The organism is Alcaligenes sp. MMA (genome assembly GCF_020907215.1).
GTDB lineage: Bacteria > Pseudomonadota > Gammaproteobacteria > Burkholderiales > Burkholderiaceae_B > Alcaligenes > Alcaligenes aquatilis.
In genome coordinates this window covers 233,487-247,734 of record NZ_JAJJPP010000004.1, presented here as the reverse complement: position 1 = coordinate 247,734, position 14,248 = coordinate 233,487, and the positions used below count along the sequence as shown (strand labels likewise).

Sequence of the window (14,248 nt, the reverse complement as noted above, 5' to 3'; positions counted from 1 at the left end):
GTCCTCGTGTACAGATCAATGGTGGAAAGGGTCAGGCTACGTTTCGGTCGACCAGCGCCTGGGCGCTGATCCAGGGCATCATGGCGCGCAGTTGCTCGCCGACGATTTCAAGACGGTGGCGCTGGTTCAGACGTCGATGGGCATTCAAAGAGGGTTGGCCGGCACGGCTTTCCAGGATGAAATTCTTGGCATAGGTGCCGTCCTGGATGTCGCGCAGCAAGGCTTTCATGGCCTGGCGTGTGTCTTCGGTCACGATGCGCGGACCGGCCTGGTATTCGCCAAACTCGGCATTGTTGGAGATGCTGTAGTTCAGGTTGGCGATGCCGCCCTCGTACAACAGGTCCACAATCAGCTTGAGTTCATGCAGGCATTCGAAATAGGCCATTTCTTCGGCATAGCCCGCCTCGACCAAGGTTTCAAAGCCACACTTGACCAGATCCACCATGCCGCCACAGAGCACGGCCTGCTCGCCAAACAAATCCGTTTCGGTTTCTTCACGAAAATCGGTTTCGATGACGCCAGAGCGCCCGCCGCCATTGGCAATGGCGTAGGACAAGGCCAAATCACGAGCCTGGCCGGAACGGTCGGCATGAATGGCGATCAGGTGGGGAACCCCGCCGCCTTGCACATAGGTGGAGCGCACCGTGTGGCCGGGTGCCTTGGGGGCGACCATGATGATGTCCAGGTCGTCGCGGGGTTGGATCTGGCCGTAATGGATGTTGAAACCGTGAGCAAAGCCCAGCGCAGCACCGGTGCGAATATGAGGGGCGACGTCCTGCTCATAGACGCGGGCAATATCCTCGTCAGGCAGCAACATCATCACGATGTCGGCTTGTTGAACGGCAGACGGGATATCGGCCACAGCCAGACCGGCAGTGGTGGCCTTTTGACGTGATGCACTGTTGGGGCGCAAGCCCACGACCACTTTCACGCCAGAATCGCGCAGATTCATTGCATGTGCATGACCTTGGGAGCCGTAGCCGATGATGGCAACCCGGCGTTGCTGCACCAGGGCCAGATCGCCGTCCTTGTCATAAAACACCTTCATACTGCCTCCTTTTGATGAATTCTGTGTTCTGTATACAGAGTTCAGTATTGTGGGGCGATATTCGAGGTGTCAAGGAAAAATTGGCAGGTCGGGGGAAATCCCTAGGACAGCAATATTGCTTAGCGCATCGGGGTCAGGCTGGCCTCGCGCAGCAGCCATTCACGCAAGTGTTCCACGCGTTTGAGCGTGTCACGGTGATTGCGGTAGTAGAGAAAATGCATCTCGCGTTGCAGGCTGCGACCATTGGGGGCGGGCAAGATAATCAGTTCCCGATTATCCAGTTCGCGTTCGGCAAAACGCGGTGTTTCCAGGCAGACGCCCAACCGGTCCACCGCGGCAGCGACTGCCATGGCACCGCGATCAAAGGACAGGCGTGGGCCGGGTGAGGCGGCCAGGCCATTGCTGCCAAACCAGTCGGCCCAGCTAACCGGGCTGACGGTGGAATCGATCAAGGGCAAATGCAGGTACCAGGGCTGGTGCAACGCCAGATCGGCATAGAGTTTGGGCGAGCATAAAGGCAACAAGGGTTCAGGATGCAGTGACTCCACCACCAACCGGGGATCGTGGCTGGGGGCGTGTCCGTAGCTGATCACGCAGTCAATGTCGGTGGACTGGTGCAGATCGGGTGGTGTGGCGTCCGTGCGCAGATGGATGGCCAAACCAGGATGCTCCCGCATGAAGGCATGCAGACGTGGCCCTAGCCATTTCACCGCCAGGCTAGGGGCGCAATGCACGGTCAAGGCGGGCGTGTCCCCGTTCTCGTCCTGTGTGTCCTCGCAAAGCCGGGCCAGTTTGTCCAGCAAGGGGGTCAATTCCCGATAGAACTCCTGGCCCTGGCTGTTCAGGCTGACACGCCGATTATGTCGCACGAACAGGCTGCGCCCCAGATGAGTTTCCAGGCTCTTGACCTGATGGCTGATCGCGGAAGGAGTCAGGTGCAGCTCATCGGCGGCCAGGCTGAAATTTTCTAGCCGGGCAGCGGATTCAAAGGCTCGTAGCCAGGCGAAATTAGGGATGGCTCGCATGAAGGTGCCTTAAAAAGGTGAATATTTTTAATCAATAGCTGAAAAAGCTTCGTTTGTCATTCATGGTTTTCGACCTCTACCATGGTTTTACGTTTCACCCGTACGTTGCGCTCGATGGGCTGGCGTGCGGGCAACGCAACACCTTGCCGAACCCGAAGGAGACCTTCCCATGAACGCTAAACCCGATATCAATGAAATTTTGGCCATGACGGGCCGAAAGTCGATTTATCAGCCCGAGCAGCAGGGCCTGATCTACCCGGAAGAACCCCAGTTTGATTCTTTTGAAGAAGCACGCACGCATTTGAAGCAGCGCCTGGTGGCTGCCTGCCGTGCCTTCGCCCTGCATGGTCTGGACTATGGTTTTGCAGGCCATCTGACCATCCGTGACCCCGAGCACCCCAGCTTGTACTGGACCAATCCGATGGCCGTGCACTTTGCTGACGTGAAGGTTTCGAACCTGATCCTGGCTGACCATGAAGGCAAGGTTGTGGAAGGAGACTACGCCCTGAACCGTGCTGGTTTTGTGCTCCATGCCGCTGTGCATGAGGCTCATCCTGACATTGTGGCGATGTGTCATGCGCATACCGTCTACGGCACCGCTTTTGCCTCGCTGGGCCAGGAAATCCTGCCCATTACGCAGGATGCCGCCGCCTTTTTTGAAGACCATGTCGTCATTCGTGAAGAAGCGGGTCAGGTTGCCGTGGAAACCAAAGCCGGCCACAAAGTGGCTAATGCTTTTGAGGGCGTCAAAGCGGCCATTCACCAGAACCATGGCTTGCTGACCGCCAGCCGTCACAGCATTGAAGCGGCCGCGTTCTGGTTTATTGCGTTGGAGCGTTGCTGCCAGCAGCAATTGATGATTGCCGCAACGGGCATCACACCCACATTGGTGACCCCCGAACGCGCTCGCTACAGTCGCGAGCACGTAGGGAGCGAATACATTGGTTGGCTGCATTTTCAGCCTATCTGGGAAAACCTGTTGCGCACCCAACCCGATATGTTTGATTGACCCGTCCCGCAGGCAGCTTGATCCGTTGGGGGCAAGCTGCTGGCTTTGCATAAATAAAACGAGGAGACACAAGCGTGGAACGACGAGCAATGCTGAAACTGACCGGCCTGGCCGGCATTGTGGCCAGTGGCATGGCCCCTGCGGTGGTCAAGGCACAAGAGAATTTGCGCTGGCGACTGGCATCAAGCTTTCCCAAGCACCTGGATACGATTTATGGCGGCGGGGAAGTCTTTGCGCAGAAAGTGCGTGAGCTAAGCGATGGCAAGTTCAATATCTCCGTGCATGCGGGCGGGGAGTTGATGCCGGCCATGGGTGTGGTCGATGCGCTGGAACAAAACTCGGTGGAAGCGGCCCACACGGCACCCTACTATTTCTTTGGCAAGAATGAAGCGTTTGCCTTGAGCTGTGCCATTCCCTTTGGCATGAACTCTCGCCAACTGACGGCCTGGATGTACCACGGCAATGGCTTGAAGCTGACGCGCGACTTTTATGCCAACTACAACATCGTCAACTTCCCCTGTGGCAACAGCGGTGTGCAGATGGGGGGCTGGTTTCGCAAGCAGATCAATACCCCGGAGGATATCCGGGGCCTGAAGATTCGCATTGGGGGTTTGCCGGGCAAAGTTATCGAGAAGCTGGGTGGCATTCCACAAAATATCGCTGGTGGTGAGGTATACCAGGCTCTGGAAAAAGGCGTCATTGATGCCGCTGAGTGGGTGGGACCTTATGACGATCTGCGTCTGGGCTTTCACAAGGTGGCGCCCTATTACTACTATCCAGGCTGGTGGGAAGGTTCAGTAGGACTGGATCTACTGGTCAACAAGAAAGCGTATGACGGTTTGTCGCAGCACTACAAAGATATTGTCTCGGCAGCCAGCACGTATGCGCATCTGGATATGCAGGCGAAATACGATGCACGTAATCCGGGAGCCTTGAAGGAGCTGGTTGGTATGGGAGCCAAAGTGCTGCCGTTTTCTAAAGAAGTGTTGGATGTTTCATTTAAGGCTAGTCAGGAACTGTATGCGGAGTTGAACGAAAGCAATCCGCAATGGCGCACCATCTATGCCGATTATCGTGCTTTTCAAAAAGATGAATTGCTTTGGTTTCGCTTTGCTGAGGCAAGGTTTGACCAGTACATGCAGTCCGTGTCTCTATAAATGACAGGCAGCAGTAGTAGGACTGACGGCCGCTTTCTGTGATGGAAAGCGGTTTTTTTTGTCCGCCGTAGCCGTCCCAAGGCTTGGTGCCCCCGGCAAAAAACGCCTCTGTGGGGGTTTTTTTTTGTCCGCTGGCAGGCGGTGTGGATGCGGAAGATTGCTTGGGTAGTTAGGTAAGCCATTACTTTTTTATATGAATGTATAACATAAAGTCCGCACAATTAAAAAGACATATTTTGTCGGTATTTTCCCTAGAATTTAGGCGTAAACTCCCATGAATACTGGTTTTAAGATCATTATCTAACCATGTTCACATAGACAAGAATGGCCGCACTATCATGTTTCTCGAGTTAAATAATAATTATGTCCGGTCAATTAATAGAGATAAACCCATGAAAAACAGGATTCGGGGTGTACTGGCAGCAGCAGGGATGGTGGCCGCGCTGGGCGCCCAGGCTGAAACGCTCAAGCTGGGTGTAGTGGGCGGTATGACAGGTCCAGGGGCGTCCTGGGGTCTAGCCATTGATGGTGGCGTGAAAATCGCCGTGGATGAAATCAATCAGGCCGGTGGTCTGGACGTGGGCGACAAGAAATACAAGGTCCAAGTGCTGACCTACGATGACCATTACAAAGCAGCCGATGCGGTCACGGCGACCCACCGCCTGATTGATCAGGACGAGGTGAAATACATCATCGGGCCGATTGGCTCGGCCTCGGTCATGGCCATGAAGCCTCTTACCGAACGCAACAAGATCATCATGCTGTCCAACAGCTACTCGACCGAAGTGCTGGATGCCAATACACAGTACATGTTTCGCGTTTTGCCCACCCAGTATGAATACAACCGCCAGTTGATTGGCTGGTTGAAACAGGAACGCCCGGAACTCAAGCGTCTGGCGATCTTGTCGCCCAACGATGCGACCGGCTGGAGCACACAAAAGATCCAGACCGCTGCCTATAAGGACGCCGGTTATGACGTGGCCGAGGCCAAGTTCTTTGAGCGTTCGCAAAACGACTTTCGCACCTTGCTCACCAGCATGGTGGCCAAGAATGTGGACTTTATCGAGCTCGATACGGTGCCACCTGGCCCGGCCGGTATTGTGATCCGTCAGGCACGTGAAATGGGGTTCAAGGGCCAGTTCACCAAGTTTGGTGGCAATAACGTGGCCGAAACCGTGAAGTCTGCCGGTGCGAGCAATGCGGAAGGGACTTTGGTGTATTTGTCTGCCGATCCGTCCAGCGAGCCCTATCAGAAGTTGAGCCAGGCGTACGCCAAGATCCACAGCAACAGTATGGATGACTTCGTTTTCTACTTTTACGATGCCACCCGCCTGCTGTTCAAGGCCATTAACGAGGCCGGCACGGTGGACGATACCGATGCCGTACGTGCCCGCATTCAAGCGCATAGCAGCTTTGATGGCATTCAAGGCGCGATTGTTTGGGGTGGAAAGGATGTTTATGGCGTGAACCACCAGATTGCGACCCCGGCCTACCTGGGTGTGATCGAAGGTGGCAAGGCCAAGGTCATCAGCAAGTTTGACGTCCCCTAGTGCCCGGTTTTGCTTCAGTACGCACTGCGCCACCGGGGTGGAGTGCACTTTACTATGGTTAGCAATTATGCAGATCGCAATCCAAATCGCCATCATCGCCCTGATGTCCACGTTTGTGTATGCCCTGGTTGCCCTGGGTTTCACACTGGTGTTTGGCATATTGCGGGTGGTGAACTTCGCCCACGGCGAGTTCTACATGCTGGGCGCCTACGCCATGTATGTGTTTTATGGTCAGTTTGGTTGGTCCTACCTGTCCTCTATCGCGGCAGCGGCCGTATTGGTGGGGCTCCTGGGTTTGCTGGCCGAGCGTGGCCTGTTCCGGCGATTTGTGGGTGACGAGATGGGCGGCATGATCATGTCCCTGGCCTTGGCCATTACCTTGCAGGTCGGGATCTCGTTGCTGTTCTCGGTGGATGATCAGTCGGTCCCTCGCCCGGTGGAAGGCGCCTTGCAAATTGGGCAAGCCTTTTTCGCCGAGGATCAATTGCTGATCGTAGGCATGAGTATTTTGGCGCTGGCGGGCTTTTACTTCCTGATCGAGCGCACTCGTATTGGCATGACGATACGGGCGGTGGCGCAGGACCGGGAAGTGGCCCGTCTGCAAGGTGTCAGCTCCTGGAAGATCATGGCTTTTACCTTTGCCTTGAGCTCTGGCCTGGCCGGTTTGTCGGGCGCCTTGATGGCACCGGTCTACACCGTGCATCCGTATATGGGCGAAGCCGTGGTGGTGAAGGCGTTCATCATTGTGGTTCTGGGGGGGCTGGGCAGCTTGCCCGGTGCGGTGGTTGCCGCCTTCATTCTGAGTGTTACCGAGGCGGTGGCGTCCACCTTCTATAACGCGACAGTGGCCACCATGCTGTCCTTTCTGGTTGTGATGGCCGTGTTGTTGGTCAAACCCCGTGGTTTGATGGGGAGGTCGTCATGAGCGCGATCAAAACTGCTTCTTTTTATCCGCGCGATGGCGCTGTGCAATGGGCCTGGCATGTCGTGGTGGTAGTGGTGTTGCTGGGTTGGCCGTTATGGGCGGGACAGCCGCGTTTTGCTCTGCATCTGGCCATCATGGTGTCGCTGTACGCCTGCCTGGCCATGAGTATGAATCTGGTCTTGCGCATCGGTCAGCTTTCGCTGGCGCATGGCGCTTTGTTTGGGCTGGGGGCCTATGCCTCGGCCATTCTCAGTCGAGATTATGGCTGGTCTTTTCCAGCCGCGTTTTTGGGCGCCGGAGTACTGACGGCAGCGTTAGCTGTGATCACCGGCCCTGTTTTTATGCGTATCAAGGGTGTGCATTTTGCGCTCTTGACCTTCGCGCTGGGCGAAGCCGTGGTGCTGTGCTTTGTCGAGTTCCACGAACTGTTTGGTGGCAATAACGGCTTTGGGCAGATTCCGTCCTTGCATGACAGCTTGCCGATTCCTGAGGGGCGTTACGGCATCTATCTGGTGACGGTCAGCTTTGCCTTGGTGGTGTATTTCGTGCTGCGAGCCTTGTATCGCCGCGAATGGGGTATGGTGGCGGACTCTTTGCATCAGAACGAGCAACTGGTGCGCTCCGGTGGTTTGAATGTGCTGCGTTTTCGGGTCAGCGTGTTTGTCCTTAGCGCCCTGATTGCCGGCTGGACGGGCAGTCTGTACGCCCATTACAAAGGGTATATCTCGCCTGATGCCTTTGGCTTTTGGACCGCCGTGGACGTTGTCATCATGAATGTGCTCGGTGGTGTGGGTGCCCTGGCCGGTGCCGTGGTGGGAGCCGCGATTTTGATCCCCCTGCCCGAGCTGTTGCGCGACTTGTTGCAGTACCAGCGTCTGATCTACGGGCTGACCTTGGTTCTGTTGCTCTTGTTCATGCCGCAAGGTCTGGCTGGTGTGTGGCGCAAGAGGCGCGGCGCGCGCAAGGAGGTTACATGAGCGTGCAATTGAGTGTCCATGGCCTTAGCCGACATTTTGGTGGCATCCGTGCGGTGGATGAGGTGTCCTTTAGCACGGTCCCCGGCCAGATTACCGGCGTGATTGGCCCCAACGGTGCGGGTAAAACCACGCTGTTCAATCTGATTGCCGGTGCCACCAAGCCTAGCGCGGGGGGTGTCACCATGGACGGCGTCGCCATTACGGGTCACCCGGTGGAGTCTTTGGCGCGCCAGGGTCTGGTACATACGTTTCAGATGGCGCGTGTATTTGCGGGTCACACGGTATTTGAAAACTTGTATCGCGTCGCACTGTTTCGTCAGTTTCCTTCGCCCTGGTCGCTGTTCACCCCGTGGAGTGTGCGCCGTGGCCGCCAAGAAGCGGCGCGGCAGGCAGAGCAAGCCCTGGCCTTGATTGGCCTGGAGTCTGTCGCCGATGAGCAGGCCGATTCGCTGGCTTATGGTTTGCAGAAGATGTTGGGTGTGGGCATGGCCCTGACGGCCATGCCCCGCCTGCTTTTAATGGATGAGCCCGCTGCGGGTCTGAACCCGGTAGAAACGGTGGCTATGGCCGATCTGATTGAACGTATCCACGCCAGCGGCATTGATGTGATGGTGGTCGAGCACGATATGGGTCTGGTGATGCGTTTGTGCCAAAAATTGGTGGTATTGGTTAATGGCCGTTTGCTGGCCGAAGGCCCGACCGCACAAATGCGTCAGGATCCACGGGTGATTGAAGCTTATCTGGGCGCGGACCTGGACAGGGAGCCAAGGCTGAGACCGCCTGTGGGCTCCTCCAGTGCCCAGAGTGGAGCGAGACTTTCGGCTTCGGTAGCGGCTGCCAGCCAGGATGTTGTGGCGACCACGGCCAGCCAGCCTGCCCCCATGCTGGAGCTCAAGGAGTTGGTTGTGTCCTATGGCGCGGTGCGTGCTTTGGACAAGGTCAGTTTTACAGTGGAAGAAGCCAGTGTGTGCGTCGTGATCGGGGCCAATGGCGCCGGTAAATCGACCTTGATGAAAGCCATCAGTGGTTTGGTGCCGGTTGCCGCAGGAGAAATCTTGCTGGAAGGCCGGCCTATCCAGAACATGAGTGCCGAACGTCGTGTGAATTTGGGTATCGCCCTCTCGCCGGAAGGTCGTCGCTTGTTCCCGGAGCTGACGGTGCGCGAGAACCTTTTGATGGGGGCGTATCTGCGCCGCGATCAAGTTGAGGTGACGGTGGACCTGGAGCGTATTTACGGCTACTTTCCCCGCCTGCTGGAGCGCGAGAAAAGCCAGGCTCGTCACCTGTCCGGTGGCGAGCAGCAAATGTGCGCGATTGGCCGTGCGCTGATGTCCCAGCCTCGCCTGCTCTTGCTGGATGAACCCTCCCTGGGACTGGCCCCGGCAGTCATTTTGGAAGTAATCCGTGCGATTCGCCAGATCAGTCAGGACGGCACCACGATTGTGCTGGTGGAGCAAAACGCTCGCTTGGCACTGAAGTTGTCCAACCATGCTGTTGTACTGGAAACCGGGCGCTTGAGTCTGGCGGGCGATAGCAAAGACATTTTGAACAACCCGCAGATCGCGGCGGCCTATCTGGGCCGGGCCGCATAGTCATCGCATCATGCCTAATATTTACCAGGTTGCCATGTTTAATGCCCAGCGCCACCCCGGCAAGGTGGCGGTCTCGGACGAGCGCCAGGCCTTGCCTTTTGGTCAGCTCTGCGCCCGTGCGCCGGAAGTCGTGACGGACGCCCGGTGTTGCATTCCGGCGGTGGCCTTTGCGGATATCTGTGCCGTTGGCGATTCTCGCCTGCAACAGAGCTTGCAAGACATTCACTGTCCGGTGGTGATTGTGGACGGTAGCGAGGACTGGTTCGTGCCGCCAGAGTTCGCCAGAGAGGTCGAGCGTGTGCTGCAGAAAGGCAAAGTTCCGGTGGAATATATAGAATGGCCGAGCATTGGGCATTTTTCCCAAAGTGAATGTTCCGAGCAGTTCACCCGTGACATCCTGGCTGCGATGCGCCGCCAGTCTCTTTAAGCTGAAAACCGTATGGCAAACACCGAATCCCAGTCCAGCGCCAAGCCCACCCTGTATCAGAACATGAGCGATCGCTTGTTGGAGCTGATCCGTTCGGGCCATTATCCCATCGGTTCCAAGCTGCCCACCGAGATGGAGCTTTGCCAGATGTACGGGGTCGGTCGGCACACGGCCCGTGAAGCCATACGCAAACTGACCGATCTGGGTTTGATCGAGCGGCGCCGCCGTGCCGGTACCACCGTGATTCGCCAGCATCCCAAGCCGCAGTTTGGCCTGGCACTGGACACTACGGACCAGTTGCAGCGCTATCTGGAGTTTACCGATCTACACGTGTATAAAAAGGCGGTCTGTGTAGACACGCAGCCGCCCGAAACCGAGCTGGATGGCGATCCGACTGACTGGGTAAAAGTGGAGACCTACCGCAGTGTGCCGGGCAGCAAGCGTGGCATTTCCTGGACCGATATTTATTTGCGTAAAGAGTACCAAGTGGTAGCTGACCAGATAGCTACTCAGCCTGGCGGTGTATATCCGCTGTTGGAGGAGCGCTGTGGTGACGTAGTGGAGACCATTGATATGGAGATTTCCGCCTCGCGTTTTCCACCGCATGTCGCACGCTTTCTGGGGTACGAGGATGTCGATCCGGCTTTGCTGATTATCCGTACTTTCCGCAATCAGGCGGGCAAGATCATGGAAGTGTCGGTCAGCTTTTACCCCCCTTATGAATTTCGCTACGTCACGCGCCTGTCGCGCAGTGATGGGAGCCACCGCTCACTGAGCTGATTTTTCCGATCCTTTGGGCAGACATTCATGAAACGCAATGATGGCCGCAGCGTGACGGTCACGGTGATGGGCGACCATGCGTTGAGTCAGAGCCTCAGGTGCCCCTTCCATCGTTGTGGAGAGGGGCCACCTCTACCTGGTATCAGGCGGTTTGGCGCGCTTGTGCCAGACGTCCCATGTTGGTCGGAAACAAATCCAGGCCAGCGGTTGCCACCAGATCCCAGAAGCCGGCGGGAGAACTGGAGACTACGGTGACGCCCAATTTATCTTCCACCTGACGCACGGCTTCCAGCGACACCAACCCCCCGCATGACAGCAGCAAGCCTTGTGCTTGACCGGGAGCCTGCTCTTGGGCGATGTCCCAGGTTTTCAGGCAAAGGTTGACCAACTCCTGCGTGCTGATTTGCGACATGGCCGTGACGTCATTGACGCCCAGACCATAAGCGCACACGGCTTGAATCTGGTTTTGTGCCAGAAAACGGACCAGACGCTGGTTCACGTCGTCAATGTAGGATGAGGCTACTGCGACCCGCTCGATACCGCTGACACGCAGGCCGCGCAAGATGGCGTGGCTCATGGTGGAGCATGGCAGGCCCGTGGCTTCACGCAGGCGGGCGACCAGTTCGTCGTTAAAGTCCGAGCCCCTGTAAAAGCTGAGCGAGGTGCCCATCAGTGACACGGCCTGGGCGCCACGGGCAGCCAGTTGCTGGGCCGCTTGTACAACCTGGTCAATGACCTGGTCATAGCCCTCCTTGTCTACCGAACTGAGCGCCAGACCTTGGGCGATGAAGTCAATTTCCGGGTACATTTCCGGGCCTTCCGGAGGCACCAGACCGGCGGCCGGTGGCACGATCAGGCCCAGGACGGGGCGTTTGGTGTCAGAGTTGTCAGTCGTCATAACAGTCACTGCTTGTTTCATTGTTTAAAGTCGAGTTGGGCGCTTTTGATCACGTTGGCCCAGCGTTCGGTCTCTTCACCCAGCCATTGTTCGGTGGCCTGGGCATTCTGGTAATCGGCGACTGAACCTTGAGCCAGGAAAGCATCCTGTACCTGCTTTTGCTGCATGCTGTTTTCCAGCGCCTTGCTGACGGTGGCGACCAGGGCAGGGTCTACGTTTTTGGGGGCCAGCATGAACAGCGAGGGTGTCACGCTATAGCCGGGAATGGTTTCCGAAACGCTGGGCAGATCGGGCATGCCGGGAAAGCGGCGTTCGGACAAGGTGGCCAGCAGACGGATGCGGCCGGAGTTGGCCAGGCCAATAGAAGAGGCCAGGCTGGCAAAGGACATGGATACTTCACCGGCGGCCAGAGCTTGGCTGGCGGGAGCGCCACCACGATACGGGACATGAACCAGTTCTGTCTGGGTTTTCAAGGCGAACAACTCGCCACCCAGGTGGTGTACCGAGCCCACACCCACCGAGGCAAAGGTTTCAGTTTGAGCGGGCGCCTTGCGGATCACTTCGATGAGCTCGGCCACGGTCTTGACGGGGCTGTCACCGGGAACAGCCAGGGCCAGATCAGACTGGCCCACCATGCCAATCGACGTGAAATCGCGCTGCAAGTCATAACGCAGCGCCGGGTAGATGTAGGGAGCGACCAGCAAGGAGGTATCGGCAAATAGCAGCGTGTTGCCGTCAGCCTGGGATTTGGACACGTAGTCGGCAGCAATGGTGCCACCGGCGCCGGATTTGTTCTCCACAATCACGGTGCGATCCAGCTCTTTGCTGAGCGCCTGGGCGGTCACGCGGGCCAGGGTGTCGACCCCGCCGCCGGGTGCAAAACCCACGACCAGACGAATAGGTTCTGCCGCGTGTACCGCAGCCAGAGGGGTTAATGTCAGGGCGAGCGCAGCCAGCGCACGCCGTGTGAAACGGCTTGCAAACATGAGAAAGTCTCCTCGGTATGAGTGGTAGTTTTTTTAGCGAATTATTTATTTAGTGCCGCATATAGAACCCGGCTAATGGGTTGAGCTGGGCATGGAGCCAGCTATAACGTTCGCGCTTGTCGAACTCCCATTTCTCGGGATGGGCTTGGGCGACACGGCGCAGGGATTCGGCACCGGACAGCACATGGCTGGCCGCAGCCTGCATGGCGCTGGGGCCGTCGCGCAGGGCCAGAGCCTGGGTCAAGGCCTGATGTTCATGCCAGGACTGCTCCATGCGGTTTTCCTGATCCAGATGGCGGTGGCGGTAAGGGTTGGTCAGACGGCGCAGATGTTCAATTTGCTGCACCATGAAGGTATTGCCGGCAATGCTGTGAATCAGGGCGTGCAGTTCGGCGTTGTACGTGGCGTAGTCAGCCAGGCTTTTTTCCTGCAGGGCCTTGGCACCGCGTTTTTGCAAACGCTCCAGCTCGCGGATCTGCGCATTGCTGATGCGGTAGGCCGCCAGTTGGGTACAGGCGCCTTCCAGCAAGGCCAGGGTTTCCAGCATTTCTTCCAGTTCTTCAATGGTGTGCTGGGTGACAAAAATGCCGGCTCGGGGGGCGATGCGAACTTGCCCGGTGGCCGCCAACTGCAACAAGGCTTCGCGCACCGGGGTGCGTGATACCCGGAAAAACGTGCACAGCAAGGACTCATCAATGGCGCTGCCTGGCGGCAGATCACCGCTGGCAATGCGGTGCTCCAGTTCGATCCGTACCCGGTCGGTATTGCTAAGCGTCATGTCTGTCTCCCATGCCTGTTGCTATTTTTTAGGCTTAAATGATTCTAGGGAGGGCTTTTTGATATATCAATTAAGGCTTATCCGAGGGTAAAGAAAGAGTGGTCCCGTTTTGATTCGGGCTGATTTCGCGGATAATCAGTTTTTTCGGATGAGGTCCCGATGAGCAACGAACGTAAACCCCTTGATGCGCTGGCCAGTGGTGCCATGCTGGTGCTCTGTTTGATCTGGAGCTTTCAGCAGATCTTGCTCAAGGCGACGGCACAGGACATGGCCCCCATCTTCCAGATTGGTCTGCGCTCGGGCGTGGCCTGCGTGCTGGTCGCTTTGCTGGTTCTGGTGCGGACACACAAGCTGGCCTTTACAGAAGGGGCCTGGAGGCCGGGCTTGATGGCCGGTTTGCTGTTTGCGCTGGAGTATTTGCTGCTGGGCGAAAGTCTGCGTTTTACCTCGGCAGCGCACGTGGTGGTGTTTCTATACACGGCGCCCGTGTTTGCGGCTTTGGGTCTGCATATACTTTTGCCTTCGGAACGTTTGGCCCGCCTGCAATGGGTGGGCATCGGCCTGGCGGTGGCGGGTATCGCCATTACCTTTTTAGGCCCGGCCAGCATGGATGGGACTGATCTGGGTCGCATGCTGATTGGGGACTTGATGGCCTTGGCAGCCGGGGCCTTGTGGGGCTTTACCACCGTGTTGATCCGCAGCACGCGCCTGTCTGCTGTTCCGCCTTCGGAGGCCTTGCTGTATCAACTGTTCAGTGCTTTTGTGATTCTGATGGTGGCTGCGGTGGTCAGCGGTCAAACCCAGGTGCATTGGTCGGGTTTGCTGGGCGCCAGTCTGGTATTTCAGTCCGTGGTGGTGGCTTTTCTAAGCTTTCTGGTCTGGTTCTGGTTGCTGCGTAATTATCAGGCCTCGCGCCTGGGGGTGTTCTCTTTTGCGACTCCACTGTTCGGTGTGTTATTTGGTGCTTTCTTGCTGGGCGAAGCCATAGAACCCCGTTTTGTGATGGGCGCTTTACTGGTGCTGATGGGCATTACCCTGGTCAGTGCCTATAGCTGGATCAGTCAGCTGCGACGTCGCAGAACGTGAGCGAGTCAGC

General features: G+C 57.2%; 14 protein-coding genes. 9 read left to right on the top strand and 5 right to left on the bottom strand.

Annotated elements, in window-relative coordinates:
• Positions 1 to 31 precede the first annotated feature (31 nt).
• Entirely contained in the window at positions 32 to 1,048 is a 1,017-nt protein-coding gene (ilvC, locus tag LNA76_RS17315) for a ketol-acid reductoisomerase (protein WP_230019540.1), read from the bottom strand.
• 119 nt (positions 1,049 to 1,167) lie between these two features.
• Entirely contained in the window at positions 1,168 to 2,073 is a 906-nt protein-coding gene (locus tag LNA76_RS17310; protein WP_108727002.1) for a LysR substrate-binding domain-containing protein, read from the bottom strand.
• A 169-nt stretch (positions 2,074 to 2,242) separates the two neighbouring features.
• Here LNA76_RS17310 and LNA76_RS17305 point away from each other — a divergent pair, with 169 nt between their 5' ends.
• The 8 genes from LNA76_RS17305 to LNA76_RS17270 all read left to right on the top strand — a co-directional run bounded on the left by LNA76_RS17305 (position 2,243) and on the right by LNA76_RS17270 (position 10,490).
• Positions 2,243 to 3,082 (top strand): class II aldolase/adducin family protein, encoded by an 840-nt coding sequence (locus LNA76_RS17305; protein ID WP_108727003.1) that lies wholly within the window; start codon positions 2,243 to 2,245, stop codon positions 3,080 to 3,082.
• A 74-nt stretch (positions 3,083 to 3,156) separates the two neighbouring features.
• Positions 3,157 to 4,239 (top strand): TRAP transporter substrate-binding protein, encoded by a 1,083-nt coding sequence (locus tag LNA76_RS17300; RefSeq protein ID WP_166727044.1) that lies wholly within the window; start codon positions 3,157 to 3,159, stop codon positions 4,237 to 4,239.
• Positions 4,240 to 4,631: 392 nt separating this feature from the next.
• The gene (locus tag LNA76_RS17295) at positions 4,632 to 5,789 is read left to right on the top strand and encodes an ABC transporter substrate-binding protein (RefSeq protein WP_230019539.1); all 1,158 of its coding nucleotides are present in this window, start codon (positions 4,632 to 4,634) and stop codon (positions 5,787 to 5,789) included.
• A 67-nt stretch (positions 5,790 to 5,856) separates the two neighbouring features.
• Positions 5,857 to 6,714, top strand: coding sequence for a branched-chain amino acid ABC transporter permease (locus LNA76_RS17290; RefSeq protein ID WP_108727006.1), 858 nt, complete (start codon positions 5,857 to 5,859; stop codon positions 6,712 to 6,714).
• Entirely contained in the window at positions 6,711 to 7,691 is a 981-nt protein-coding gene (locus tag LNA76_RS17285; protein ID WP_108727007.1) for a branched-chain amino acid ABC transporter permease, read from the top strand. The genes LNA76_RS17290 and LNA76_RS17285 overlap by 4 nt, the downstream gene beginning before the upstream one ends.
• Positions 7,688 to 9,283: an ATP-binding cassette domain-containing protein gene (locus tag LNA76_RS17280; RefSeq protein WP_230019538.1), complete on the top strand. Its 1,596-nt coding sequence runs from the start codon at positions 7,688 to 7,690 to the stop codon at positions 9,281 to 9,283. The genes LNA76_RS17285 and LNA76_RS17280 overlap by 4 nt, the downstream gene beginning before the upstream one ends.
• A gap of 10 nt (positions 9,284 to 9,293) precedes the next feature.
• Positions 9,294 to 9,710, top strand: a complete 417-nt coding sequence (locus LNA76_RS17275; RefSeq protein ID WP_230019537.1) for an alpha/beta fold hydrolase — start codon at positions 9,294 to 9,296, stop codon at positions 9,708 to 9,710.
• A gap of 12 nt (positions 9,711 to 9,722) precedes the next feature.
• On the top strand, positions 9,723 to 10,490 hold the full coding sequence (locus LNA76_RS17270) for a GntR family transcriptional regulator (RefSeq protein ID WP_230019536.1): 768 nt from the start codon (positions 9,723 to 9,725) through the stop codon (positions 10,488 to 10,490).
• Positions 10,491 to 10,632: 142 nt separating this feature from the next.
• Here LNA76_RS17270 and LNA76_RS17265 read toward each other — a convergent pair whose 3' ends face one another.
• The 3 genes from LNA76_RS17265 to LNA76_RS17255 are packed head-to-tail and all read right to left on the bottom strand — an operon-like array spanning position 10,633 to position 13,152.
• A complete protein-coding gene (locus LNA76_RS17265) occupies positions 10,633 to 11,388 on the bottom strand; it encodes an aspartate/glutamate racemase family protein (RefSeq protein WP_108727011.1) in 756 nt (251 codons plus the stop codon).
• A gap of 17 nt (positions 11,389 to 11,405) precedes the next feature.
• Positions 11,406 to 12,374: a Bug family tripartite tricarboxylate transporter substrate binding protein gene (locus tag LNA76_RS17260; RefSeq protein WP_230019535.1), complete on the bottom strand. Its 969-nt coding sequence runs from the start codon at positions 12,372 to 12,374 to the stop codon at positions 11,406 to 11,408.
• A 49-nt stretch (positions 12,375 to 12,423) separates the two neighbouring features.
• Positions 12,424 to 13,152: a GntR family transcriptional regulator gene (locus tag LNA76_RS17255; RefSeq protein ID WP_108727013.1), complete on the bottom strand. Its 729-nt coding sequence runs from the start codon at positions 13,150 to 13,152 to the stop codon at positions 12,424 to 12,426.
• Between the two features lie 159 nt (positions 13,153 to 13,311).
• On the opposite strand from LNA76_RS17255, the gene LNA76_RS17250 reads away from it, so the two are divergent.
• Entirely contained in the window at positions 13,312 to 14,238 is a 927-nt protein-coding gene (locus LNA76_RS17250) for a DMT family transporter (RefSeq protein WP_230019534.1), read from the top strand.
• The last annotated feature ends 10 nt before the right edge of the window (positions 14,239 to 14,248 follow it).